At 50.5% G+C, this 22,847-nt stretch carries 16 protein-coding genes; 1 reads left to right on the top strand and 15 read right to left on the bottom strand.

The window, feature by feature from the left end:
* The 9 genes from ACCI49_RS02190 to glmU form a co-directional block, all read right to left on the bottom strand.
* Positions 1-1,638 (bottom strand): ATP-binding protein, encoded by a 1,638-nt coding sequence (locus ACCI49_RS02190; protein ID WP_371837330.1) that lies wholly within the window; start codon positions 1,636-1,638, stop codon positions 1-3.
* The gene (locus ACCI49_RS02185) at positions 1,631-3,736 is read right to left on the bottom strand and encodes a helix-turn-helix domain-containing protein (RefSeq protein WP_371837329.1); all 2,106 of its coding nucleotides are present in this window, start codon (positions 3,734-3,736) and stop codon (positions 1,631-1,633) included. Before ACCI49_RS02185 ends, ACCI49_RS02190 begins: the two co-directional genes overlap by 8 nt.
* Positions 3,723-4,589, bottom strand: a complete 867-nt coding sequence (locus ACCI49_RS02180; protein ID WP_371837328.1) for a TnsA endonuclease N-terminal domain-containing protein — start codon at positions 4,587-4,589, stop codon at positions 3,723-3,725. The genes ACCI49_RS02185 and ACCI49_RS02180 overlap by 14 nt, the downstream gene beginning before the upstream one ends.
* A gap of 143 nt (positions 4,590-4,732) precedes the next feature.
* On the bottom strand, positions 4,733-6,562 hold the full coding sequence (gene glmS / locus ACCI49_RS02175) for a glutamine--fructose-6-phosphate transaminase (isomerizing) (protein ID WP_371837327.1): 1,830 nt from the start codon (positions 6,560-6,562) through the stop codon (positions 4,733-4,735).
* 53 nt (positions 6,563-6,615) lie between these two features.
* Positions 6,616-7,386 (bottom strand): DeoR/GlpR family DNA-binding transcription regulator, encoded by a 771-nt coding sequence (locus ACCI49_RS02170; protein ID WP_371837326.1) that lies wholly within the window; start codon positions 7,384-7,386, stop codon positions 6,616-6,618.
* A 123-nt stretch (positions 7,387-7,509) separates the two neighbouring features.
* Positions 7,510-8,769, bottom strand: coding sequence for a dihydrolipoamide acetyltransferase family protein (locus ACCI49_RS02165; RefSeq protein WP_371837325.1), 1,260 nt, complete (start codon positions 8,767-8,769; stop codon positions 7,510-7,512).
* Positions 8,766-9,761 carry an alpha-ketoacid dehydrogenase subunit beta gene (locus ACCI49_RS02160; RefSeq protein WP_371837324.1) on the bottom strand — a complete coding sequence of 332 codons (996 nt, stop codon included), beginning with the start codon at positions 9,759-9,761 and terminating at the stop codon, positions 8,766-8,768. The genes ACCI49_RS02165 and ACCI49_RS02160 overlap by 4 nt, the downstream gene beginning before the upstream one ends.
* Positions 9,761-10,852, bottom strand: a complete 1,092-nt coding sequence (gene pdhA / locus ACCI49_RS02155) for a pyruvate dehydrogenase (acetyl-transferring) E1 component subunit alpha (RefSeq protein WP_371837323.1) — start codon at positions 10,850-10,852, stop codon at positions 9,761-9,763. The genes ACCI49_RS02160 and pdhA overlap by 1 nt, the downstream gene beginning before the upstream one ends.
* A 126-nt stretch (positions 10,853-10,978) precedes the next feature.
* The gene (glmU, locus tag ACCI49_RS02150; protein WP_371837322.1) at positions 10,979-12,358 is read right to left on the bottom strand and encodes a bifunctional UDP-N-acetylglucosamine diphosphorylase/glucosamine-1-phosphate N-acetyltransferase GlmU; all 1,380 of its coding nucleotides are present in this window, start codon (positions 12,356-12,358) and stop codon (positions 10,979-10,981) included.
* 196 nt (positions 12,359-12,554) lie between these two features.
* Here glmU and ACCI49_RS02145 point away from each other — a divergent pair, with 196 nt between their 5' ends.
* Entirely contained in the window at positions 12,555-15,896 is a 3,342-nt protein-coding gene (locus tag ACCI49_RS02145) for an amidohydrolase family protein (protein WP_371837321.1), read from the top strand.
* Between the two features lie 89 nt (positions 15,897-15,985).
* On the opposite strand, the gene ACCI49_RS02140 is transcribed toward ACCI49_RS02145, so the two are convergent.
* The 6 genes from ACCI49_RS02140 to atpG all read right to left on the bottom strand — a co-directional run bounded on the left by ACCI49_RS02140 (position 15,986) and on the right by atpG (position 22,777).
* Entirely contained in the window at positions 15,986-16,621 is a 636-nt protein-coding gene (locus tag ACCI49_RS02140; RefSeq protein WP_371837320.1) for a glutathione S-transferase family protein, read from the bottom strand.
* A 275-nt stretch (positions 16,622-16,896) separates the two neighbouring features.
* The gene (locus ACCI49_RS02135) at positions 16,897-17,331 is read right to left on the bottom strand and encodes a VOC family protein (RefSeq protein ID WP_371837319.1); all 435 of its coding nucleotides are present in this window, start codon (positions 17,329-17,331) and stop codon (positions 16,897-16,899) included.
* Positions 17,332-17,720: 389 nt separating this feature from the next.
* Positions 17,721-19,850: an NHL repeat-containing protein gene (locus ACCI49_RS02130; protein WP_371837318.1), complete on the bottom strand. Its 2,130-nt coding sequence runs from the start codon at positions 19,848-19,850 to the stop codon at positions 17,721-17,723.
* A 165-nt stretch (positions 19,851-20,015) separates the two neighbouring features.
* Positions 20,016-20,435, bottom strand: a complete 420-nt coding sequence (locus ACCI49_RS02125; RefSeq protein WP_371837317.1) for a F0F1 ATP synthase subunit epsilon — start codon at positions 20,433-20,435, stop codon at positions 20,016-20,018.
* An 18-nt stretch (positions 20,436-20,453) separates the two neighbouring features.
* Entirely contained in the window at positions 20,454-21,857 is a 1,404-nt protein-coding gene (gene atpD / locus ACCI49_RS02120; RefSeq protein ID WP_371837316.1) for a F0F1 ATP synthase subunit beta, read from the bottom strand.
* A gap of 59 nt (positions 21,858-21,916) precedes the next feature.
* On the bottom strand, positions 21,917-22,777 hold the full coding sequence (gene atpG, locus ACCI49_RS02115) for a F0F1 ATP synthase subunit gamma (protein WP_371837315.1): 861 nt from the start codon (positions 22,775-22,777) through the stop codon (positions 21,917-21,919).
* Positions 22,778-22,847: the final 70 nt, after the last annotated feature.

The following is a 22,847-nucleotide window of genomic DNA, read 5'->3' as shown; positions in this document are numbered from 1 at the left end:
TCATCCTGCCAGCAATCCTTGTATAGGATAATTTATCCCTTGCTCCACTACAGATTCATACATCGAACCCGACTTGTCTGCATAGAGCTTTCTGAGGTCATTTTTAGAAAGCTGTGGCCAGCTTTTCCTGCTTGTGTATTCTGGTTTGGGCTTCTTGGCATTCTGTTCTTTGGTATTCGTGAGAGCGGTTGTAGCCAGCTGGATAATCTGTATTAACTTCAAATCTGGATCTTTTGCAAGTGCATCAGTAACCAACGGCTGGGCAATGTCTCGAGCTATGCCCATTGAAGTTATCGTTTCAATTGCCGCATTTGCGATACTGGTTTCGGCTGGATCACCTAGCTCAATACTTTTAGCCTTTTCTAAAGGCTTCGCAACTAGCTGATTAACGGCATTGATCATATTACTTTCAAGCCTCGGAAAAATTAGATCATTACAATCTTCAATTTTCCGACGGTTTCCGGAACGAAGCGCATCAAGCATTGGCTTTACAATTGAAAATTCATCCTCAAAAACTTGAGTTAATAGCCCTGGAGAAAGCGCTTCTTCTTGTGGGGTATCCGCTAATAAAATTGCACGTGATTGGGCAAGACAAAACAACTTAACAACAATATCCGGAATACCCTGGCTTAATTCGTACAGCTTATTAGTTAATGGTTCACTCCGCTCAACTATTCGGTACAACCACTGGTAGGGCCATAGCTCTTCGAGAAAATCCTCCCAACTTTCATCTTTTGGTAGCCGGTCCCAAACAACACTGCCATCGCCACTAGCGCGACGTGCTTGTCTGAATTCACTGGCAAATAAGCGCAACGCCTTGGGTGTACCAATTAAAACGACCGAAACTTCGACAACATTTACCAATGTCACCAAAAAGTTAATCATTTTTTTCTCACCACCACTCTTGGCAAGACTCATATGCTGGAACTCGTCGATGACAACCAAGCCTACTGCATGGATCAAGCAAAGATCTGCAACATCCGCCATCATTTTACCGATCGTCGGCCTGCCGGATGTGTATTTGGCACGGTAGTCAATATTAAGACGTCGACCCAAAGCAATAAAGAAACTCAAGCAAAAGTCAGAAAGAGATCCATCGTGTGGACAGTCAACTTTCAGCCACGGCACTTGCAACATATGATACTTTGGGTGGTAGATCACACGTGGGTAAGTGTTAAGTACCAAATTAGTTGTAGTGGATTTCCCTGCGCCAGAGATTCCCGCAATCGTTATTGATGACGCAGGTGAATCGGCTTGATCATGTATGTAAGTTGTTAAATCTTCTTTTTGAACTAAGTCTCTGACTGAGTTCAGTTTACGTTTGAAAGTCGCTTTTTCTGGGTTTCTATTTAAATAACTACATCGAATCAGTTTTGATAGTTTCTGCTCAATAAGAATATGGTTGGTTTGAGGAACGAAGAAATCTCGGGTCAGGCGGTTAATGGCATGCGTTCTGATATGACACGGTAAATTTAATTCTTCTGCCTGGTAGTGTGGTCTCTTGGAGAGTGCCTTAGCTACTTCTATTGGGCTCATTATTTGAGGTAATGCAGAAATTAGCGGGTTTTCACTGTACTCTGGTAATCCTTGGTCTTTATATTCTGCTTCAGGAAATCGCGTATTCTGGGGGTTATTCATCCGATTTATCTTCCTTCAATAAGTCCTTTAGCCGTGCTGGAAGCTTAAAGCTCTTCTTCCCAGAGTTCCCGCCATGAATCGGTGTGACTGTCGCTATTGATGTATCTTGAGCAACAGCGCTATTTCCTATTTTCTTTTGCCTTTCATACTGCCTTTCACTTCGCTTATTCTTAGAAATACCCTTTGCTCTTTTAATCTTCTCAGATTTTGAATACGCAGGCTGCTGTCTTTTCGACTCATCTTTAATTTGCTGAAGATCATTGACTAGATTCACTGAACCTGAGCGTTTCTTCAGCTTAGAAGTTGCCGCCACATCTAGAACCATATCTTGGGCAGCCCACAGCTCCCATACTGTGATATCTGCGTAAGCTCGGCTACGTGAAGTGAGGTGTGCAGGTATAAATTCAGCGTAAGAATCAGAGGGTCTAAGGTATATTACATTGGTACTATATAAGTCGTAAGCTACGGTAACTGTTTTAGGGCCTCGATAGTTTTCCTCAAACCATCCCCAATCTAAAGCTTGCTTGCAGCTATAATAACAACCAAACAGTTTTAAGCCATGCTCTGTTACCGTTGCATTAGTGTGTGGCAATAAGTTAATAATTACCAACTGCGGATCAGGTCTTCTTAAGAGGCCTGTTCGATATTTGATCCCCCAATTCCAAAGAGTGAGCGGGTTAGCCGGTAAATTTTTAGGTACTCCAGAATCAATATCGTAGGTACTTACCACATGATCATTGTTGTAATGAAGAACAATCTTAATGATCATCTTCGAGAATTCTTTTAAGGTTAGCACCCCGTCCTGTCGATAATCATTACCGTGACGTTTTTTGCCAATTGGGTTCTTTGTCACGTAGCCTTCAACAAAGGGCTTCATTTTTGTTTGGACCGTCCTAAAATACCTTTCGACGATTCCTTTCCAATCGGCTCTATAGGCTGGTGTATTTTGGATTTCGACATGAAAAGACTTACTCAACACCTCTACATGCCGTCCCAACATTTCACCTTTATCACCAATTATGTGTTCAGGTAAGCCTTGCATAGGCCAGAACTCAGGGGTAATTTCTATATCGTGTTTGGCACAGTATGCAACTTTGTCAGTCATTGCATTTCCTAATGCCTCCATGGCACTGACCCAGGATGCATTTTCTAAACCAATATACATACCAACAATTGCCCGGCTAAATACATCAATCACAAAATACATAGTTGGGCGTCCAATGATTTCTGTTCGATCCTGTTCAGAAACCAAGTAAACATCTGCAATTGTTGCATCGATTTGGTACAAATAGCCTGGACCAGAAACCTCAGCAGTCGAAGTCCCAAGACTCGGACTGAAGTCTTTCAGATAGTTGATTTCACCTTCACGCCTTTTAGTCACTTCAATCGATGAGTATTCCTTTTGATAAAAATACTTAAATTGGCGCTCGGTAGGCACATTAACCAAGTCTTCCGGTTTTGACGGTATTTTCACTCCATAGGCTATAAGTAGCTGGTTGTAAGCGTAATCAAATTCATACTTGCCTTCGTTTAGCAAGCACTTTTCGATCACCACTCTAAAAAGCGACTTCGTCTCATCCGTAATGGGGACACCAGTACCCAGTGAGCGTGTTCTTGGTGCACCACTACGTTTATTGGTAAATTTTCTTGGCTTTCCTGGGGCTCCAGAATTTTCATATCTACCATTGAGAGAATTCTTGCACATACCAAACTGCCAATAACGACGCAGCCATCGATATACTGTTTGTTTCGTAACACCAGAACGTTTTCTTATTTGATCAAGGTAGGCCCCACGAGTCTGTCTTTTATAGATCTCTGGTACAGCCTCAACTGCACTCTGAATGGCAGTCCAAGCACGCTCCTGTACTTGCTCTGCTTTTGAGCCTTTTCTCGGAGGAGTCATGCTGAATTTCGAGTAGGGGTCTGCAATCAGTTTAAGATCCGCTCTTGCAAGAAGATGCTCAAACTCCTCTTTTGAGGAAACTCTCGGCAAAGCTCGATCGTCATCAATATTGATCCAGAAAACAGCTTGCTGATTACTCCAAAGGATTCTTATTCGTTGTTGATCCCAAGAGTACACATCATTAGGCATGAACATATTCAATATCCTTAGCAAGCCAATAATCCGAGATGGATATATCCCTTGCCTTCAGGCTTGTATGTAATTGATTATGAATGTCCCATTGAAAGGCATTTTGAGCTGCTAAATGTCGGAAGTACTGTAGGTGTGCCCCTGGACTTAAGTCAAATTTGGCATCTAATTCTTTGAGAGGTACTGCGAGCTTTTCTTCACCACTCGCATCTAGAGCTTGGTTAATTCGCTCAAAAACTTGCACTCGTTCGGCATCAGAAAGATCATAGCTATGCATGTGCGGCGCTAGCCATCGAATATTTTTGAGCGAAGTAACCGGCACCTCATGTTCAGTGAAAATATACCAAGGAATGCCTTCACCTTCCCAATATCGACGCTCTAATTCCAACTTCTCGATGGTACGCTCACCTTCTAGGTCATCTGCATACTTCACGGATACTGCTTGGCAGGAATGCTGACCATTCACCTGAAAATCAACTAACAGGTCTGTGGTCATTACTTGAAGAACGCCCCTGTAAGAGGGGTGCTTAATACCCAGCCTTTTTGCTATTTCGGTGGTTACTTCAGGGTTGAGAGGAAACTGTTCCCGAATATCAATGACGATGGCTTGCCAGTCGAATAATAAAAAGGCCGCCAATTCTAAGTCAGAAAGTAAGTGGACTACACGATTATGAGTTAGCGCAGGCCGACGATGAACCCTGCCTCTGCTAGGGACATCCCGCACGGTCAAAAAGGGTTTGTAATCTTTGCCGAAGCCTTGGCCACGCTTTTCCTTTTGTAGCCGTTTTAGAATGGCGGGTTCAAGGAGTCCACTGATTTCCTTGGGGTGGGGACTTAAGAAGGAAAAGCGTTTATTCATTTAAAGCATCCAAGCTACGCCTATTTCATTCAGCATAGCTCAGATTGCTGTAAAAGTATGATGCTTTAATGTTCAGTATGATACTTTATTGTTAGTATGATACTTTATGTCAATCTACAAGCCATCCGTGGCTGAATAGGGGATTACTCCACAGTAACTGACTTGGCCAGGTTTCTCGGCTGGTCCACATCGGTCCCCTTTAGTAACGCCACATGATAGCTGAGCAGCTGCAGAGGCACAGTATAGAGAATGGGTGCCAGGCTCTCCGGGGAATCCGGCACTTCAATTACAGTAACTCCTTCCTCACTGATAAAACCCGCTTTTGGGCTGGCGAAGACAAAGAGTTGGCCACCGCGGGCACGCACTTCTTGCAAATTGGACTTGAGCTTCTCCAACAGTTCATTATTTGGCGCCACAACAATCACCGGCATATCCGCATCCACCAATGCCAGGGGACCGTGCTTGAGCTCCCCTGCCGGATAGGCCTCAGCGTGAATATAGGAGATTTCCTTAAGCTTGAGGGCCCCCTCCAGGGCTATAGGAAACTCAACACCACGACCGAGGAACAGTGCGTGATTCTTCTCCGCAAAAGCCTCGCTGGTGTGTTTTACGAGCTTATCCAGCCCAGTAAAACCCTCCATCAACTGCGGCAATTTATGCAGTGCTCCCACCAGTTCCGCTTCACGCTCGCCGGACAGTCCATTAGCTTTGGCCAATGCAATGCAGAATAACTGCAAGGCTACCAACTGCGTAGTGAATGCCTTGGTGGAGGCCACACCGATTTCCGGACCAGCTTCAGTCATCAGGGACAATTCAGATTCACGCACCAGCGAACTATTGGGAACATTGCAAATGGTCATGGATGCCAAATAACCGAGCGCCTTGGCCTGGCGCAAGGCCGCCAGGGTATCCGCAGTTTCACCGGACTGGGAGATGGTGACAAACAGGGTTCCCGGTCGCACCACTGTCTTGCGATAGCGTAGCTCGCTGGCTACTTCCACCGAACAGGGCACCCCGGCCCAATCTTCCAACCAATAGCGAGCTACCATCCCGGCATGGTAGCTGGTACCACAAGCGACAATCTGTACTTGTTGTACCTGAGGTAGTATCTCTTGAGCGCGAGTGCCCAGTGCCTGGGACAACACTGAATGATCCCCAATACGCCCTGCCAGGGTCGCCGCCACGACTTCCGGCTGCTCAAAAATTTCCTTCTGCATATAGTGGCGGTAGCGCCCTTTGTCAGCCACATCGTGACCACCATCCAGCTTATGTACTGGGCGGCTGATTTCTTCACCCTGTTTGTCTCGCACAGAAATGCCGCTGCGACGCACCTCGGCAACATCGCCTTCCTCAAGAAAGATAAAGCGATCGGTAACCTGACGCAGGGCCATAGGGTCCGAAGCAATAAAGTTTTCCTCAATACCAACCCCCAAAACCAAGGGGCTGCCATAACGGGCGCAAGCCAGGACTTCCGGCTCCTCGCTGCTGATAACGGCGACAGCATAAGCACCTTCCAGCATCTGTGTTGCCTTACTTACAGCATCCACTAAACTGAGCCCTTCCTTGCTCAGGGAGTGAATCAGGTGCACAACCACTTCTGTGTCGGTATCTGAGGCAAATTTATAACCTTTGCCCTGCAGCTCTGAACGCAATGCTTGGTGATTTTCAATAATACCGTTATGCACCAGGGAAATATGTCCAGACATATGTGGGTGGGCATTTTCATCGGAGGGAACCCCGTGGGTAGCCCAGCGGGTATGGGCAATCCCTTGATGCCCCTCAGCGGGATCAGCTTGCAACTTGGCTTCCAAATCGGCAACTTTTCCCAAGCTCTTGCGCAATTGCAGCTGGCCATCCTCATTACGCAGACAAACTCCCGCCGAGTCATAGCCGCGGTATTCAAGGCGGCGCAATCCTTCCAGTAGAATTTCAGTTACATTGCGCTGCGCGAGGGCGCCGACAATTCCACACATGTTTATCTCCTAGTAAATCAATTTCTTATGTTAAATTCTGTTGCTAAATTTGATTAGGCTCTGCTGCTCGCTTCAGCACAGATTACCTGCACCCCCAGCGCCTCAAGTTGTTGCTGGGCAACGTCATTCAAATTTGCATCGGTAACCAAGGTATCTACCTGCTCCCAGGGCAATTCCAGATTTGGGATGCGCCTGCCCACTTTGCTAGATTCCGCCAATACCACCACTTCGCGGGCAACTTCTGCCATTACACGCGACAGACCAATTTGCTCATTAAATGTGCAAGTGCCACGCTCCAGATCTATGCCATCGGCACCAATAAAAGCGCGGTCAAAGTCGTAATCCCGCAGCACCTGTTCCGCCACTTTGCCCTGGAACGCCTCGAAGTGGGGGTCCCAGGTGCCTCCAGTCATCAGCAGGGTGGGTTCGTTCTCCAACTCGCGCAAAGCATTAGCCACATGCAGAGAGTTGGTCATCACCACCAAACCGCGCTTGCGCTCCAGCTCGGGAATCATTGCCGCAGTAGTGCGGCCATAATCAATCACGATGCGGTGGTGATCGGGAATAAGTGCCGCCGCAGCGCGGCCGATTGCGCGCTTAACCTCTGAGGGCCCTTCCTCTACTACCAGTTCCCGCGGCACCGGGATGGCGCCACCGCGGCGACGCAGGAGCAACCCATGATTTTCCATAGCGGTAAGATCCTTTCGGATCGTAACCTCGGAGGTTTCGAATCGTCGTGCCAACAGCTCAACACTGGCCTCTCCTTGCTCGTTTAAAAGGCTCATAATGCCGTGGCGACGCTGTTGTGTATTGCGTTTGGACATAGATGACTAACTTTCGTTTCGAAACTTAAAGATAGCAAAACGAAAGATAAGTTCCCACATTATTTTTTATTCTCAGGCCAAATATGCCTGAGGGTTACTGGGAAAAAATGTCGAGATCGATGTCTAGCTGGAGAGTGCCTGCAGCATAGCCTGAAGAAAACGCGCCAATTCGCCACCGGTTACAGCTCTGTGATCTGCGCTAATGGAGAGAGGTAGGAGGGGGCGCATAGCTGGCCAGCGATCAATGACAACGACGCCCTGGCAAACCCGTCCAGCACCGACTATCGCTACCGTTGGAGGCAATACGACCGGGGTAGCGTAGCGACCAGCAATAGTGCCGAAATTGGACAGCAGTATCGTCGCACCCTGTAGATCGCTCTGCGCAATACCGGTTTCCCTGGCCTGGTGCTTGTAGTCTGCAACCTGCTGCATAAGTTCTTCATCCGAGCGCATCCCGACATCCCTGAGTACCGGGACAAATAACCCTCTGGGCGAATCTACCGCCAATCCGATATTCACGCTTTTCTGGGGAGCCAACCGATTTTCCTGGTAGAGGGCATTGAGGGTCGGTTCAGCCATACAGGCGGCTTGTACCGCACGTATCAGGCGCAACAGGGCCGGCGTATTGCCCCACCAACCGGAGATATCTGCATCGTCACACAAGGTGATCTGCATCACCTGGTCCCGCGCACGGCTCATGGAAAGCCCCATAGCACGCCGCGCCGGCGACATAATCAACTCAGCTTCACGCTCTGTCGCAGTACTTTGAGGGGTAGTCGAGGAGGGTGGGGAAGAAGGGCTGGTGTAGGGAGTGGTGGCGCTGGGTTTTATCGCGGCCCTCGGCCTGGAGCCTGCCACTGCGCGTACCTGGGCTTCAGTCACCAGTGCACCATTTTCTGAAAGCCCTAGCAAATCCACCCCCAAGCGGCGGGCAAGGGCACGCACTGAAGGTGTTGCCAGCCGCCTGGGGCCCTCTGAAATTCCCTGCTCGGCACCCAGGACATCTTGTCCCTGCTCTAACTTGCCGACAACCGTGCCACTGTCGCGGTCGGAACTGAGTTCATCGACAGGTTGAATGGGCTCTTTAATCGCAGTTTGCGCACCTTCCGGGGTTATGGGCGGTGCTTCCTCATCCCCGACCGTCTCACCTTCGGCGGCAAATCCCACCAGGGGTTCTCCCACATTGACGGTTTCATCCTCGGCCGCAAACAGCTTCTCGATTTTGCCTCCCCAGGGGGCTGGCACCTCCACTAGCGCCTTGGCTGTTTCTACCGTCACCAGGCTTTCATGGGCGGCAATGGTATCTCCCTCGCTGACATGCCACTCTCGCACAACCGCATCGGGCAGACCTTCGCCGAGATCCGGCAGGGTAAAAACTTTCATGCCGCGCCTCCGTTGGCATAATCGAGTACCTTCCGCACCGCAGAAAGAATACGCGGGGTTCCCGGCAGATATTCATCTTCCAGTTGGAAGTAAGGCATTACGGTATCGTAGCCAGTGACACGCTGTATCGGAGCACGTAACAGATCGAAGGCATATTCGTTAATCTGCGCTACCAATTCGGCTCCCAGGCCACAAAACCGTGCAGCTTCATGCACCACCACACAGCAGTGAGTTTTCTCCAGAGAGTCAATTATGGTGTGAATATCCAGTGGCTTCAGGGTGGCGGGGTCAATCACCTCGGCCTCAATACCTTCCCCGGCCAGCTGCTCAGCGGCCTGTAGTGTCTCCTTGAGAGAAGCACCCCAGGCGATCAAGGTGACATCGCTGCCCTCGCGCAAAACAAATGCCCGATCCAACGGAAGGGCCTCACCGCTATCCGGTACTTCCTGGCGTACCGCGCGGTAGATACGTTTCGGTTCGAGGAATATAACCGGGTCTGGGTCGCGAATAGCTGCTAATAGCAATCCATAAGCACGTGCCGGAGAAGAGGGCACAATTAAACGCAGCCCGGGAATATGGGCAAAAAGAGCCTCAGTGCTTTCCGAGTGATGCTCTGGTGCATGGATGCCGCCACCGTAGGGGGCTCGATACACCACGGGACAAGATAAGCGACCTCGGGTGCGGTTACGAAAGCGACTGGCGTGGCTGAGGATTTGATCCAGGGCCGGATAGATAAACCCCATAAACTGGAATTCCGCCACCGGGCGCAGCCCCCGGACGGCCATACCGATGGCGATCCCTGCGATCATGGTTTCTGCCAGGGGCGTATCCAACACCCGCTTGCTGCCGAACCTGGCCTGCAAACCGTCAGTAGCACGAAATACACCGCCATTTACCCCCACATCCTCACCGAACACAACCACCCTCTGGTCCGTCTGCAATTCAAAAGCGAGGGCCTGGGTCACGGCCTCAACCAGTGTAATCCCGGTCATTAGCGCTCTCCCCGCAGTTGCTGGTACTGTTCGAGAAAAGCCTCGGGTAGAGTTTCGTAGAGGTGGTCAAAAATGGCGGTGGCCGCATCCTTCGGCGTTGCCCGGTATTCCCGTACAGCGTTCTCCAGCACCTGATTCAGCTCCCTCTGCATTTCCTCTTCCTGGGACTCACCCCAGAATCCATGGGCTTGCATATAGGCGCGCAGACGCCGCAGTGGTTCCCGCGACCAAGCTTCATTGAGTTCCTCCTTTGGCTGATAGCGGCTGGCATCATCAGCGGTGGTGTGGTCGCATAAACGGTAGCTAACCGCCTCAATCAGTGAGGGGCCTGCACCGCTACGTGCCCGTTCAATGGCATCTCCCACCGCCTCACGTACTGCAATCACATCATTACCATCCACCTGTAAGCTGGGGATGCCAGCGGCAACTGCTTTTTGCGCAAGGGTTTTACAGGCAGTCTGTTTAGAGCGGGGCAGAGAGATGGCCCACTGGTTATTGTTGATCACCACTACCAGCGGCAGCTGCCAATCGCCCGCCAGATTTATAGTCTCGTAAAAATCCCCACGCGATGTAGAGCCATCTCCACCAGTAGTGACGGCAACGCTTATTGGTTCATCTAGCTGTTCGTGTTTGTACTTGAGGGCGAAGGCGACCCCAGCCCCATGTAACATCTGCGTGGCGATTGGAACACTCAAGGGCAGGTCATGGCGGGCATGGCGGAAATTTTGACCACGTTCATCTCCACCCCAGATCGTGTAGATTTCCTGAATAGTGACGCCGCGCTCCAGAAGGGCGCCGGTTTCACGGTAATTGGGGCAGTAGACATCCTCTTTTGCCATGGCGGCACCGACGCCGACGCCAATAGCTTCCTGTCCGAGACTGGATGGGTAGGTGCCGAGCTGACCGGTGCGCTGCATCTTTACTGCGCGATCGTCCACCATTCGGGCAAGGGTCATCTGGCGATAGAAAGCCACCAGAGTATCCGGGGTGGCAAAATCTGGCAGGGCCTGGGTCGCCTGGCCCCGCGCATCCAAATACTGTAACGAGGCAATATCAAAGCTGGCGAGCAACTGCATTCTTGGCTTGTGCATCGGGCAATTCCTTGTGGTCCCGAAACGCAAGTTTAATGGATAGGTATCAGCACAGAGTGTACTAGGAGGGAACTCCCGCCGGAATTCAATAATCCAGTGAAAATCCCCGTCTGGATGAGAGTGGAGCTAGCTCTTTTTGACCGGGCGCTGCCAGCCACCGATATTGCGCTGCTTACCGCGCGCCACCGCCAACTCTTCACTACCCACTTCGCGAGTGATAGTAGAACCCGCCCCTACTGTCGCGCCTCTGCCTACCATAACCGGAGCCACCAGCGCTGTGTTGGAGCCAATAAATGCGCCGTCACCTATTTCTGTCAGCGACTTGTTCACACCGTCGTAGTTGCAGGTGATGGTACCGGCGCCGATATTCACAGCCTCCCCCACTACCGCATCGCCCACATAGGAAAGGTGGTTGATCTTGCTGCCTGCTCCAACTTTCGCCTTTTTGGTTTCGACAAAGTTACCCACCTTAGCGCCAACTGCCAGCTCGGTGCCCGGGCGCAAACGGGCGAAGGGGCCTATGGTGCAGGCTTCACCTACCTCGGCACCTTCAATCATGGAATTGGCCTCTACGCGGGTACCATCCGCCAGACGACAATTCTTCAATAAACAGTTGGGACCAATTTGCACACCTTTACCCAGGGTGACGCTTCCCTCAAAGACACAGTTAATATCGATGGAAACATCGGTGTCACACTCGAGGCTGCCACGGATATCGATACGTGCGGGATCAAGTAGGGTAGTGCCAGCATTCATCAGGGCCAGAGCACGGCTGTGCTGTAGGGCTCGTTCCATCTGAGCCTGCTGCGCGCGGCTGTTCACCCCGGAGACCTCCAGCGTATCGCTGGCGCGCACGCCAGTTACGGCTATCTCCTCACTCACTGAACGGGCGATCACATCAGTAAGGTAATATTCTCCCTGGGCATTATCACAGGAAAGCTCCGGCAGCCAGCGGGACAACAATTCTGCGGGTGCTGCGAGAATACCGGTATTAACCTCTCGTATAGCAAGAGTATCTGCATCGGCATCCTTCTCCTCTACGATTTCGAGCACCCGGCCCGCCTCGTCACGCACAATGCGCCCATAGCCGGCGGGATTGGCCATCTCTACAGAAAGAAGTGCCGGCCCCTTATCCGCCGCCGATAGCAGTGACTGCAAAGTGCCCAATTTTACCAGCGGGACATCACCGTAGAGCACCAGTATTCTGGCATCCTCACGAAAGTTTGGAATCGCCTGGGCCACTGCATGACCTGTACCCAGTTGCTCCGCCTGCTCTACAAACTTAACACCACTGTCGGCGAAGTGCTCCCGCACTAACTCGGCACCGTGACCGATCACTACCGTGATTTCCACTTCTCCCAGCTGTCTGGCCGTATCTATTACACGCCCCAACATGGGGATTCCGCCAATCGGATGCAGCACTTTGGGCAAATTGGAGTGCATACGGGAACCCTTACCCGCAGCCAAAATCACAACGTCGATAGTCATCTTGGATTGAAATCTCATTAAGTTCCGTAATTTGGGGGCATTGTCGCCAGTCCTCCCCCCTAACTCAACCCAACCCGGCAGGTTGGCGCTCAGCGCATTGCGATTGCCGTCGGACAGCGATCCCGGTAATTTACCACCGGCAAATCAATATATTGCCCATTACAACAGAACAGTAAGAGCCACCGCAGTGCAAAGCGGTGGGGGAAAATTGTCCATGAACACTATTAAACAGAATAAACCCCGGCGTCATTTATTGGCTCTGGCGGCCTTGGCACTGACCCTGCCCATAGCGGCGACAGCGGAAACCGCAACGGACCAGGAAGCGCAAGAAGAGCAGAAAGAAGAGCAGTCCTGGGATATCAATAAGCCGGCTTACGAATTTAAGCCAATCCAATTGGATACCCGCGAGACTACCTGGAGCAACCTGGATATCAGCCCAGATGGCAAAACTATCCTGTTCGATATGCTCGGCGATATCTACACAGTACCGGTAGCCGGCGGTGAGGCTGTAGCTTTAACCAATGAGATTGCTTGGAATATGCAGCCGCGCTTCAGCCCGGACGGCAAGTCCATCGTATTTATCAGCGACCGCGATGGCGCCGACAACATCTGGTTGATGGACCGCAATGGCGAGAACCTTCGCCAGCTCACGACAGAGAAGGAAAACTTGCTGCACTCGCCCAACTGGAGCCCCGATGGTCAGTACTTGGTGGCGCGTAAAGGTTTTATGTCTGGCCGCAGTATTCCCGCCGGTGAAATCTGGATGTACCACTATGGCGGCGGCGAGGGTCGCCAGTTGAAGGAGCGCATCGGTGGTGAAATCGCGCAGAAAAATATTGCCGATCCGGCTTTTTCTCCGGATGGGCGTTACATCTACTATTCCATCGACACCACCCCCGGCACCGTATGGGAGTACAACAAAAACTCCACCAAAGAGATTTTTGCGATCAACCGTTACGACTTGCAGGACGGTGAAGAGGAAACTTTCATCTCCGGTCCCGGCGGTGCGGTGGCACCTGTACCCTCTCCGGACGGCAGCAAACTGGCCTTTATCCGTCGTCAGGACAACCAGACCTCTCTGTTCCTTAAGGACCTGAACACTGGCCTGGAAAGCCCGGTTTACTCCGGCCTTGAGCGCGACCTGCAGGAAATCTTCGGCCCCCACGGCAACTATGTGCAGTACGACTGGATGCCCGACGGTGAATCACTGATCGTGTGGACCGGAGGCAAGTTCCTGCGTATTTCTATAAATGGCGACAGTATCGCGCCGATTGTGGCCCATGTGAAAGTTGAGAAGCAGGTGGCCGATGCCGTGCGCTTCCCCGTGGAAGTTGCCCCGGAAACCTTCGATGTGAAGATGATCCGCTGGGCACAGAAATCCCCCAACGGCAAACAAGTGGCTTACCAGGCCCTGGGCAAGATTTATATCCAGGATATCGACAGCGGTGAACGCCGCCGCCTGACTCGCCAGAATGACCACTTCGAGTTCTACCCCAGCTGGTCCCGCGATGGCCGCGAGATCACCTATGTCACCTGGGACGACCAAAAACTCGGCCATGTACGCGTGGTCACCGCGCGCAACGGTCGCGGCAAGAACATTACCAAACAACCCGGCCTGTACGTTGAGCCAACGTTCTCCCCCAGCGGTGATACCGTGGCTTACCGTCGTTTTACCGGCGGCTACCTGCTTAGCCCAGAATACTCTTTAGAGCCGGGCATCTATCTTGCAGACGCTGACGGTGACTGGCAGCGCCGGGTAGTCAAATCTGGATATGAACCCCACTTCGGTGCCAATGATGACCGTATTTATTTCTCTGAATATGTTGGCGCCAATGGTGGCAAGCGCGTACTGAAAAGCACCAACCTGGAGGGCAAGGACGAGCGTGAGCACCTGCACGGTGCCGAGATCACTTCTTTCCGCTTGTCCCCGGACGGTAAATGGATCGCCTTTACCCAAGACTTTAAAGCTTTTGTTGCGCCCTTTATGCACACCGGCAAGTCCGAGGTTATCGGCCCCGATAGCAAAGCGGTTAAGGTAACCCAGGTATCCAAGCGCGCTGGTGAAAACCTGCACTGGTCCACCGATAGCGAAACCTTGGGTTGGGCCCACGGGCCCAAATTGTTTGAGCGCGAACTTAAAGACGCCTTCAGCTTTGTCGCCGGTGCCCCCGAGGAGCTGCCGGAGCCGGTTTCTGAAGGTATCGACCTGAGCTTTGAGCAGTCCTTCGACAATCGCGCAGGCCTAGTCGCTCTGACCGGCGGTAAGGTGGTTACCATGCGCGATGCCGAGAACACCCGCGAAATTATCGACAATGGCGTAGTTCTGCTCCGTGGTAACCGCATTGTGGCAGTGGGTTCCGCTACGGAAGTGAAAATTCCCGCTGAGGCGAAGCGCATAGACATAACCGGCAAAACCGTACTGCCGGGTCTGATCGATGCCCATGCCCACGGCGCTCAGGGTCGCGAAGAGATTATCCCGCAGCAAAACTGGAACCTGTTCTCCAGCCTGGCATTTGGGGTGACAACGATTCACGACCCCTCCAATGACAGCAGCGAGATCTTCTCCGCCGCAGAAATGCAGAAAGCCGGCCTGATTACCGGACCGCGTATCTTCTCCACAGGCACCATCCTTTATGGCGCCAAAGGTCCGGGCTACAAAGCCAAGATCAACTCCCTGGAGGATGCCCAGTTCCATGTAAACCGCCTCAAGGAGATGGGCGCTATCTCGGTAAAGAGCTACAACCAACCCCGACGCGATCAGCGCCAACAGGTACTACAGGCCGCCCGAGAGGCCGGCATTATGGTAGTGCCTGAGGGTGGCGGTAAGTATCAGCACAATATGAATATGATTGTGGATGGACACACCGGCATCGAGCACTCCCTGCCTATCGCCAATGTCTATGCCGATGTGGAGCAACTGTGGAGCCAAACCCAGGTGGGTTACACACCGACCTTCGTGGTGGCTTACGGCGGCCTTTGGGGTGAGGAGTATTGGTATGACCGCACCGAGGTGTGGAAAAACGAGCGCCTGACCCGCTTTACCCCAGACTTTATCGTCAATCCGCGCTCAATCCGCCGCCCCACTGCGCCGGATACCCACTACAACCACTTTAACGTTGCGCGCCAAGCCAAACAGCTACGCGACGAGGGCGTCACTGTGCATATCGGCGCCCACGGACAGCGGGAGGGACTGGGTGCCCATTGGGAAATGTGGATGATGGAACAGGGCGGCTTTACCCCCTGGGAGGCCTTCCGTGCCGGCACTATCGACGGTGCGCGCTATCTGGGTATGGACGGCGATATCGGCAGTATCGAGCCGGGTAAACTAGCTGATCTGATCGTTATCGATGGCAATCCGCTGGACAACCTGCGCCTATCCGAAAATATTACCTATACGGTAATCAACGGCCGTGTGTTCGAGGCGGAAACCATGAATGAAATGGGCGCTGGCGAGCGCCTGGCGTTCTTCCATGAGCGCCTGCCTATCAGCGCTATGCCAGCTCCTACAGCAGAAGCGGTACAGGAGAAAATGGAACGCCACCATTGGGTACACTAAAATCCCGCTAACCTTACATAGTAAGTGGTAAAAAAGGCCAGGGGCGCAGCCCCTGGCCTTTTTTATTGGATATTTAAAAATGATCCCACTCAGGTCTCACTAGCCTCCTTTTGCAAAGCCTCGTCCAGTGCCTCGGCGCGCTGGAATGCCTCCCGCTGAGAAAGGCGACCGAAATACTCCTGGTACTCCCCTCGCTTTTCAATGGTGCCAAACTGCAGACCCCATCCCAATTGCGCACCGATATACACATCAGCCGCAGTAAAGCGCTCCCCGGCTATATAAGGACTCGACATAATCGCCCCTGAGAGAGCATCCAGAGTCAGCTGGTAATTGCCATAACCCAGTACCCCCTGGTGCTTATCCTCGCCAGCCAACTCCCCAAAAATTTTCTTATTCACGACAGCCGATTCCATGGGTCCCGCTGCGAAAAACATCCAGCGGTAGTACCTGGCCCGCTCATCGTCATTATTCGGGCCTAGTCCAGCATCGGAAAACACATCCGCCAAATAGACACAGATCGCCGCACTCTCGGTAATAACCCGGTCACCATGGGTTAGAGTTGGGACTTTGCCCATAGGGTTAATTGCCAAATATTCCGGCGTCTTCATCGGTTCCCCATACTCAAGCACCTGTGTTTGATAGGGAATATCCAGCTCCTCCAACATCCACCGGACTATGCCTCCTCGAGACTGAGGGTTGGTATAAAAAGTAATTTCGTTAGCCATTTGTTGCTCTCTGAACATTAAAGACAATGCAGTTTATCGATGGGAGAGAGGATTTCTCGAGAGATTTTCGCGACAAAATAATTAATTTACTACTGGGTCAAAAGCAAAGAATACAATTCTCTTGAGACACGCTGTAAACACATTCCAGTATGCTCGTAATCGGCAGTCATGCCTCATAAGGTCCCGAATGAGTTGTATTCTTCCCCTCTAACTTTTTAGTAACTAGAATGAAGTAGAGTAATTAGAAATCGAAGTCAGACTTCCATTTAGTTTTCTTAGGTCCACTCAGCTAATTCAATCGTGATAAATTCAGGGCCTTCAATATAAACCAGTTTGCGCTTTTGGTACTCGAGTATTTCACTGCGTGTACGAATACCATGCTCTTCCAAAAACTGTAGTGTTTCTTCTATATTGTCTACAGTAAAACACAAATGGTTGTATCCTGGGCGGGCTAGACTATAGACGGATGGGTCCGATTGCACCACTGGATTTCTATAGTGCAGTAACTGAATCTCAAACCGTGGATTGGAGTTCTTCAGAACCATGGTTAGGTGGTCAGCCTCCACATCCGGGACCCGTAAGTAACTGGACATCCTCTCACCAGAAATCAGGTCCGTGACTTTCAGTTCAAAATCCAGTAATTGAAAAAATTGCAGGCTAGCTTCAAGATCAGTAACCACTACAGTGACATGGTCTGGGTGTTTCAACATAGAAAACTGTCTCTTTATGGATCACCTTAAATTTTAGCAGTAATATTTTTTTCAACTAGAAAAATAAAGGTAATCTATCCATAAAAACCTATTTAAACACTAAGGTTAACCATTTTTCAGAGTAATTTTACGATGATATTGCCCTCCAATACTTGCTACAAGTCACAATGGAGTTAAGCCACGACCTAATCTCAACAGCCTGCCACTTTATTATACTGGGACTAGCCAACCGCACTAAATATCGAAAAACGAACAAATACTGTGTAATGCACCTATTAGAAGTAATCGTTAAATTCACCAATAGAACATAACGAGATACACCCAATTTACGCAGTGAAATTAAAAGAGTGCCAGAGAATAAAAACTCTAGCACTAAGATGGTTAAAAAATCAGTGAGAAATAGTTAAATACTGTTTAGTAGCTATATCAAATATAGCAATGCTTTTATTTGGTAAAACCAAGTAAAGCCTATTACTTTGTGAATCAACAGCAGGAGAAAGCAGCATATCTTCATTATCCTTTTGAAGGATATTCAGCAACAAACTTCTATCACCAGTTTCGATATCTACCGCCAGTAGCTCCATATCTATTGGATAATCATCTCCTTCAGTATGGTTATAATCCTCAATAATTATTTGATTATTTAACTCATCAAACACCATAAAGCCAAGTTCATTCATACTTGGTCCACTGCCAATATCCTTACTTGATACTGTGGTTATTTCCTGACTATTCAGGTCAATTTTGTTGATAGTTCCATGAACATCCGGAATGTAGACGTGCGAAGAGTTCGAGTTTAAGGATATATATTGTGGATGCCACATATCCATGTACGTAAAATCTGTTATTACACTTCGATTTCCTGTCTCTATATCAACAGCAATCAATGAAGATCCAGATATAGTTAATATTCGATTTTGTGTCGAATCTACAGCTAGAGCTCTCGATCCCATAAGGTTTTCACCAACTCCTATTTTCACTCCTGAAACTATGGTTCGATTCCCGGTATTAGGGTCTATTTTGACGATACTATTGGATACAGATTCAGTTGCGTAAATATTTCCATTTCTATCGTCTACAGCCAGATTATTAAAGTAGCCTTTAATGATACCTTCGCCATAGTTTGGTCCTGATAGAATGGATCTGTGCCCAGTTTGCAGATCTACAGAAATAACTTGCTGAATCTTATCGAAATCAGAAAATAAATCAGAGTCACCATAACTATCATTCAGAACGATAATACGGTTATTATCTTGGTCAAATATAGGAACGTCACTTACGGAAATTAAGGGCCCATCCCCTCTAATTTTTCTGGATAAGCGACTCCTCTCTCCACTTTCCTTATTGATTGAGAAAGTATGCCCAGTCAGGCAGGAGTTAATTAGAATAAAAGGCCCTACATCCAAAAAGCCGTTTCTAGCTGAGTCGAAACTGAGATTTTCTTCACCGGCATCCAGTTCAGAAGATATTACCTCTCGATCACCTGTTGTTAAATCAATTTCAAACAATCTACTATGGTGGTCACCCACGTAGGCTTTGTTATTCTCTAAATCGACAGATAGACCTTTTATACTGTAAAAGGACTCTCCTGCACCTAGATTTTTCCCTGAAATTTCACTTGCCGCCCATGTAAATGGATTTAATTCCAGTAATGCTTTCTCTTCGAGTACAAAAAATCTGCCACCTTTAATTTCAAGTCCCTGGTTTAGGTAGCCTACGGAACTTCCATCTACATACTGAAACTCTGATATTTTTTCTCTCTCACCTGTGGCAGGATCAACTTTTATTAAGGAGCTCGGCCAATAATTTTGAACATAAATATCTCCGCTACTATCATCAATTGAAATCTGGGGGCGCTTGCCAAAAGATAGTGATTCATCATCAGTTTCTGAAATGCTATTTACTACATTAAAATCCCTATCAACCAACAACAACCTGTCATTTTCAATAACTAAGAAATTTCCTGTAGTCGCGTCGTATTTCGCACCGACGACATCAGTAAGACTTGAGGAGATAAATCTCTCTTGCATCTTTTCCAGACTAATTTCCCTAACAGGGTTGAACGTATAGGCTAAATTTCTATCATCATCGTATGCCAAAGGGCTGCAAAACCTATAACTGTCGAAATTGTCATAGGCGTTTACAGTTAAAAAGGCAGCTTCCGGGTTTCTATTTCCATTAACATCAGTGACCTCTACATTGATGCCCGTGGTTTCACCTGCAGTCAACGGTATTTCTACTTGCCAGGTTTTAAAGCCATCATCAGAATCTGCTTCTATCCCGTTTACCAGCACATTTTCCACCCCAACATTGTCTGTCGCACTCCCGCGGACGATCAATATTTCCCGATCACTCCACAATCCGTCGGCAGATGGAAACAGGATGCTGGCGCTTGGGTTTTCGTTATCTGTTTTCTGCTCACGACTATCATCGCCTCCGCCGGATGAGCCGCCACCACATCCGGCCAGTAGGTATATCAATGTTGATATTGTGAAGAGTTTTTTAAAGGTGGGCTTCAATGTAGATACCTCGTACAACTTAGGTCTACCCCTATTGGCACATAGAGTAGGGAGTGACTGTCAAAAACAGGGGGAAGGTAAAGTGAGAACCATGAATATAAAAAAAGCAGCCGAAGCTGCTTTTTCTACCGCCTGGAAACAGGCCTTACAAAAGGTAAGAACTGCTTACTTGCCGGCAGCCTTGCGGATTGCCTGCAGGGTGCGCAGGCGCGCTTCGGCTTCGGCCAGCTGGGCTGAGATGCGTGCATAGTCGACTTCAGAAGGCGCTTTGTGCAGGGCGTGTTCCGCTTCTTCGCGGGCCTTCTGTGCAGCCTCCTCATCAATTTCACGCTCGGCTACATCGGCGAGGATGGTCACCATATTTGGCTGAACCTCGGCGTAGCCACCGCTGACGAACAATACTTCCTCTTCACCACCAGGCTTGATGATGCGTACCGGACCAGGTTTCAAGGCGGTGAGCAACTGGGCGTGACCGTAGGAGAGACCCAGCTCACCTTCGATACCGCTCACGACCACCATCTCCACCAGTCCGGAGAAGAGAGACTGCTCGGCGCTGACAATGTCACAATGTACTGTCATGGCCATAGTATATGCCTCTCTCGATTAGCCCTTGGCTTTGTTGGCTTTTTCCACAGCTTCGTCGATGGTTCCCACCATGTAGAAGGCCTGTTCCGGCATGTGGTCATATTCACCATTCAGGATGCCCTGGAAGCCACGAATGGTTTCTTTCAGGGAAACATACTTACCCGGGGCACCGGTGAAGATTTCCGCAACGTGGAACGGCTGGGACAGGAAACGCTCGATCTTACGGGCGCGGGCTACGATCTGCTTGTCCTCTTCAGACAGCTCGTCCATACCCAGGATCGCGATAATGTCCTTAAGCTCTTTGTAGCGCTGCAGTACGGACTGTACGCCACGGGCTACTTCGTAGTGTTCCTGGCCGATTACCTGCGGGTCCAGCTGACGAGAGGTGGAGTCCAGCGGGTCAACAGCCGGGTAGATACCTTTAGCGGCGATATCGCGGCTCAGTACTACTGTGGAGTCCAAGTGCGCGAAGGTGGTCGCTGGAGACGGGTCAGTCAAGTCATCCGCCGGTACGTATACCGCCTGGATAGAGGTGATAGAACCGGTCTTGGTGGAGGTAATACGCTCCTGCAGAACGCCCATCTCTTCCGCCAGGGTCGGCTGGTAACCTACCGCAGAAGGCATACGGCCCAGCAGTGCGGATACTTCGGTACCGGCCAGGGTGTAACGGTAGATGTTGTCGACGAACAACAGTACGTCTTTGCCTTCATCACGGAATTTTTCCGCCATAGTCAGACCGGTCAGGGCTACACGCAGACGGTTGCCGGGCGGCTCATTCATCTGTCCGTAAACCATCGCTACTTTGGAGTTGGCTTTGTTTTCCAGGTCAACAACGCCGGATTCAGCCATCTCGTAGTAGAAGTCGTTACCTTCACGGGTACGCTCACCAACACCTGCGAACACGGACAAACCGGAGTGCTCGGTAGCGATGTTGTTGATCAGTTCCATCATGTTCACGGTTTTACCTACACCGGCACCACCGAACAGGCCAACCTTACCACCCTTGGCGAACGGGCAAACCAGGTCGATTACCTTAATGCCGGTTTCCAGCAGCTCGGTAGAGCTGGACTGCTCTTCGTAGGTCGGCGCAGCGCGGTGGATAGAGGAGCGCTCTTTCTCACCGATGGGGCCACACTCGTCAATCGGGTTGCCGAGCACGTCCATGATGCGACCAAGGGTTTCCAGGCCAACCGGTACAGAAACCGGAGCGCCGGTATTGCGCACGGGCAGGCCGCGGCTGATACCTTCGGATGAACCCATGGCAATGGCGCGTACCACGCCGTCACCCAACTGCTGCTGCACTTCCATGGTGAGGTTCTTGTCCTCAACCACCAGTGCGTCGTATACATTCGGAACAGAATCGCGTGGGAATTCCACGTCGATGACCGCTCCGATCACTTGCACAATTTGCCCGTTACTCATTTCCGGATCCTCAGCTTTAAATTCTTTCTAGGCTGACCATTTCAGGTGAGGGCAGCGGTTTAAACCGCCGCCGCGCCGCCGACAATTTCGGACAGTTCCTGGGTAATGGCCGCCTGGCGCGCCTTGTTGTAGACAAGCTGCAACTGATCGATCAGCTCACCGGCGTTATCGGTGGCGCTCTTCATCGCGATCATACGCGCTGCCTGTTCACAGGCTTTGTTTTCAACTACTGCCTGGTATACCTGGGACTCGATATAGCGAGCCAGCAATCCATCCAGCAATTCAACCGGATCCGGCTCGTAGAGGTAGTCCCACTCGTGCATGAGCTTTTCATCTTCGTCCTTCGGCAGCGGCAGCAATTGCTCGACCCGCGGCTTCTGCGACATGGTGTTGATAAACTCATTGGATACCAGGAACAGACGATCGATATCGCCTTCTGCGTAACGGTCCAGCATCACCTTTACTGAGCCAATCAGCTGGTTGGCCTGGGGCGCATCGCCCAGGTCGCGTACCGCTGCGACAACCTTGCTGCCGATGGCATTAAAGAAACTGGCCGCCTTGTTACCTACCGCGCAGACTTCAACGTCGGCACCTTTCTCGGACCACGCCTGCATCTCGCGAATAGCGGCTTTGAACATATTGATGTTCAGGCCACCACAGAGTCCGCGGTCAGTGGATACCAGGATAAAACCGACCCGCTTGGCCTCGCGCTCTTGCAGGTAAATATGCTGGTACTCGGCCGAAGCGTTGGCGACGTGGCCGATCACTGCGCGTATGCGCTGGGCGTAGGGACGCCCCAGTGCCATGCGATCCTGAGCTCTGCGCATCTTACTGGCTGCAACCATTTCCATTGCGGCAGTAATCTTCTGCGTGCTCTTGATGCTGGCAATTTTTGTGCGTACTTCTTTTCCGCCTGCCATAGTGATTTACCTTGTTCGCTGGAAGTTAGATTCCGAAAGAGCGGCACTGCCGCTCTTTCGCGCTCTCCAG

Origin of the sequence: Microbulbifer epialgicus, from assembly GCF_041447265.1 — a bacterium.
Lineage (GTDB): Bacteria > Pseudomonadota > Gammaproteobacteria > Pseudomonadales > Cellvibrionaceae > Microbulbifer > Microbulbifer epialgicus.
The sequence above is the reverse complement of the archived record's forward strand: the minus strand, read 5'-3'. Positions and strand labels throughout refer to the sequence as shown.

Bases quoted from the DNA above. Each gene is read 5' to 3' on its own strand.
- ACCI49_RS02190 (WP_371837330.1), bottom strand. From the start codon at position 1,638: ATGAATAACCCCCAGAATACGCGATTTCCTGAAGCAGAATATAAAGAC.
- ACCI49_RS02185 (WP_371837329.1), bottom strand. From the start codon at position 3,736: ATGTTCATGCCTAATGATGTGTACTCTTGGGATCAACAACGAATAAGA.
- ACCI49_RS02180 (WP_371837328.1), bottom strand. From the start codon at position 4,589: ATGAATAAACGCTTTTCCTTCTTAAGTCCCCACCCCAAGGAAATCAGT.
- glmS (WP_371837327.1), bottom strand. From the start codon at position 6,562: ATGTGTGGAATTGTCGGCGCCCTCGCGCAGCGCAATGTAACTGAAATT.
- ACCI49_RS02170 (WP_371837326.1), bottom strand. From the start codon at position 7,386: ATGTCCAAACGCAATACACAACAGCGTCGCCACGGCATTATGAGCCTT.
- ACCI49_RS02165 (WP_371837325.1), bottom strand. From the start codon at position 8,769: ATGAAAGTTTTTACCCTGCCGGATCTCGGCGAAGGTCTGCCCGATGCG.
- ACCI49_RS02160 (WP_371837324.1), bottom strand. From the start codon at position 9,761: ATGACCGGGATTACACTGGTTGAGGCCGTGACCCAGGCCCTCGCTTTT.
- pdhA (WP_371837323.1), bottom strand. From the start codon at position 10,852: ATGCACAAGCCAAGAATGCAGTTGCTCGCCAGCTTTGATATTGCCTCG.
- glmU (WP_371837322.1), bottom strand. From the start codon at position 12,358: ATGAGATTTCAATCCAAGATGACTATCGACGTTGTGATTTTGGCTGCG.
- ACCI49_RS02145 (WP_371837321.1), top strand. From the start codon at position 12,555: ATGAACACTATTAAACAGAATAAACCCCGGCGTCATTTATTGGCTCTG.
- ACCI49_RS02140 (WP_371837320.1), bottom strand. From the start codon at position 16,621: ATGGCTAACGAAATTACTTTTTATACCAACCCTCAGTCTCGAGGAGGC.
- ACCI49_RS02135 (WP_371837319.1), bottom strand. From the start codon at position 17,331: ATGTTGAAACACCCAGACCATGTCACTGTAGTGGTTACTGATCTTGAA.
- ACCI49_RS02125 (WP_371837317.1), bottom strand. From the start codon at position 20,435: ATGGCCATGACAGTACATTGTGACATTGTCAGCGCCGAGCAGTCTCTC.
- atpD (WP_371837316.1), bottom strand. From the start codon at position 21,857: ATGAGTAACGGGCAAATTGTGCAAGTGATCGGAGCGGTCATCGACGTG.
- atpG (WP_371837315.1), bottom strand. From the start codon at position 22,777: ATGGCAGGCGGAAAAGAAGTACGCACAAAAATTGCCAGCATCAAGAGC.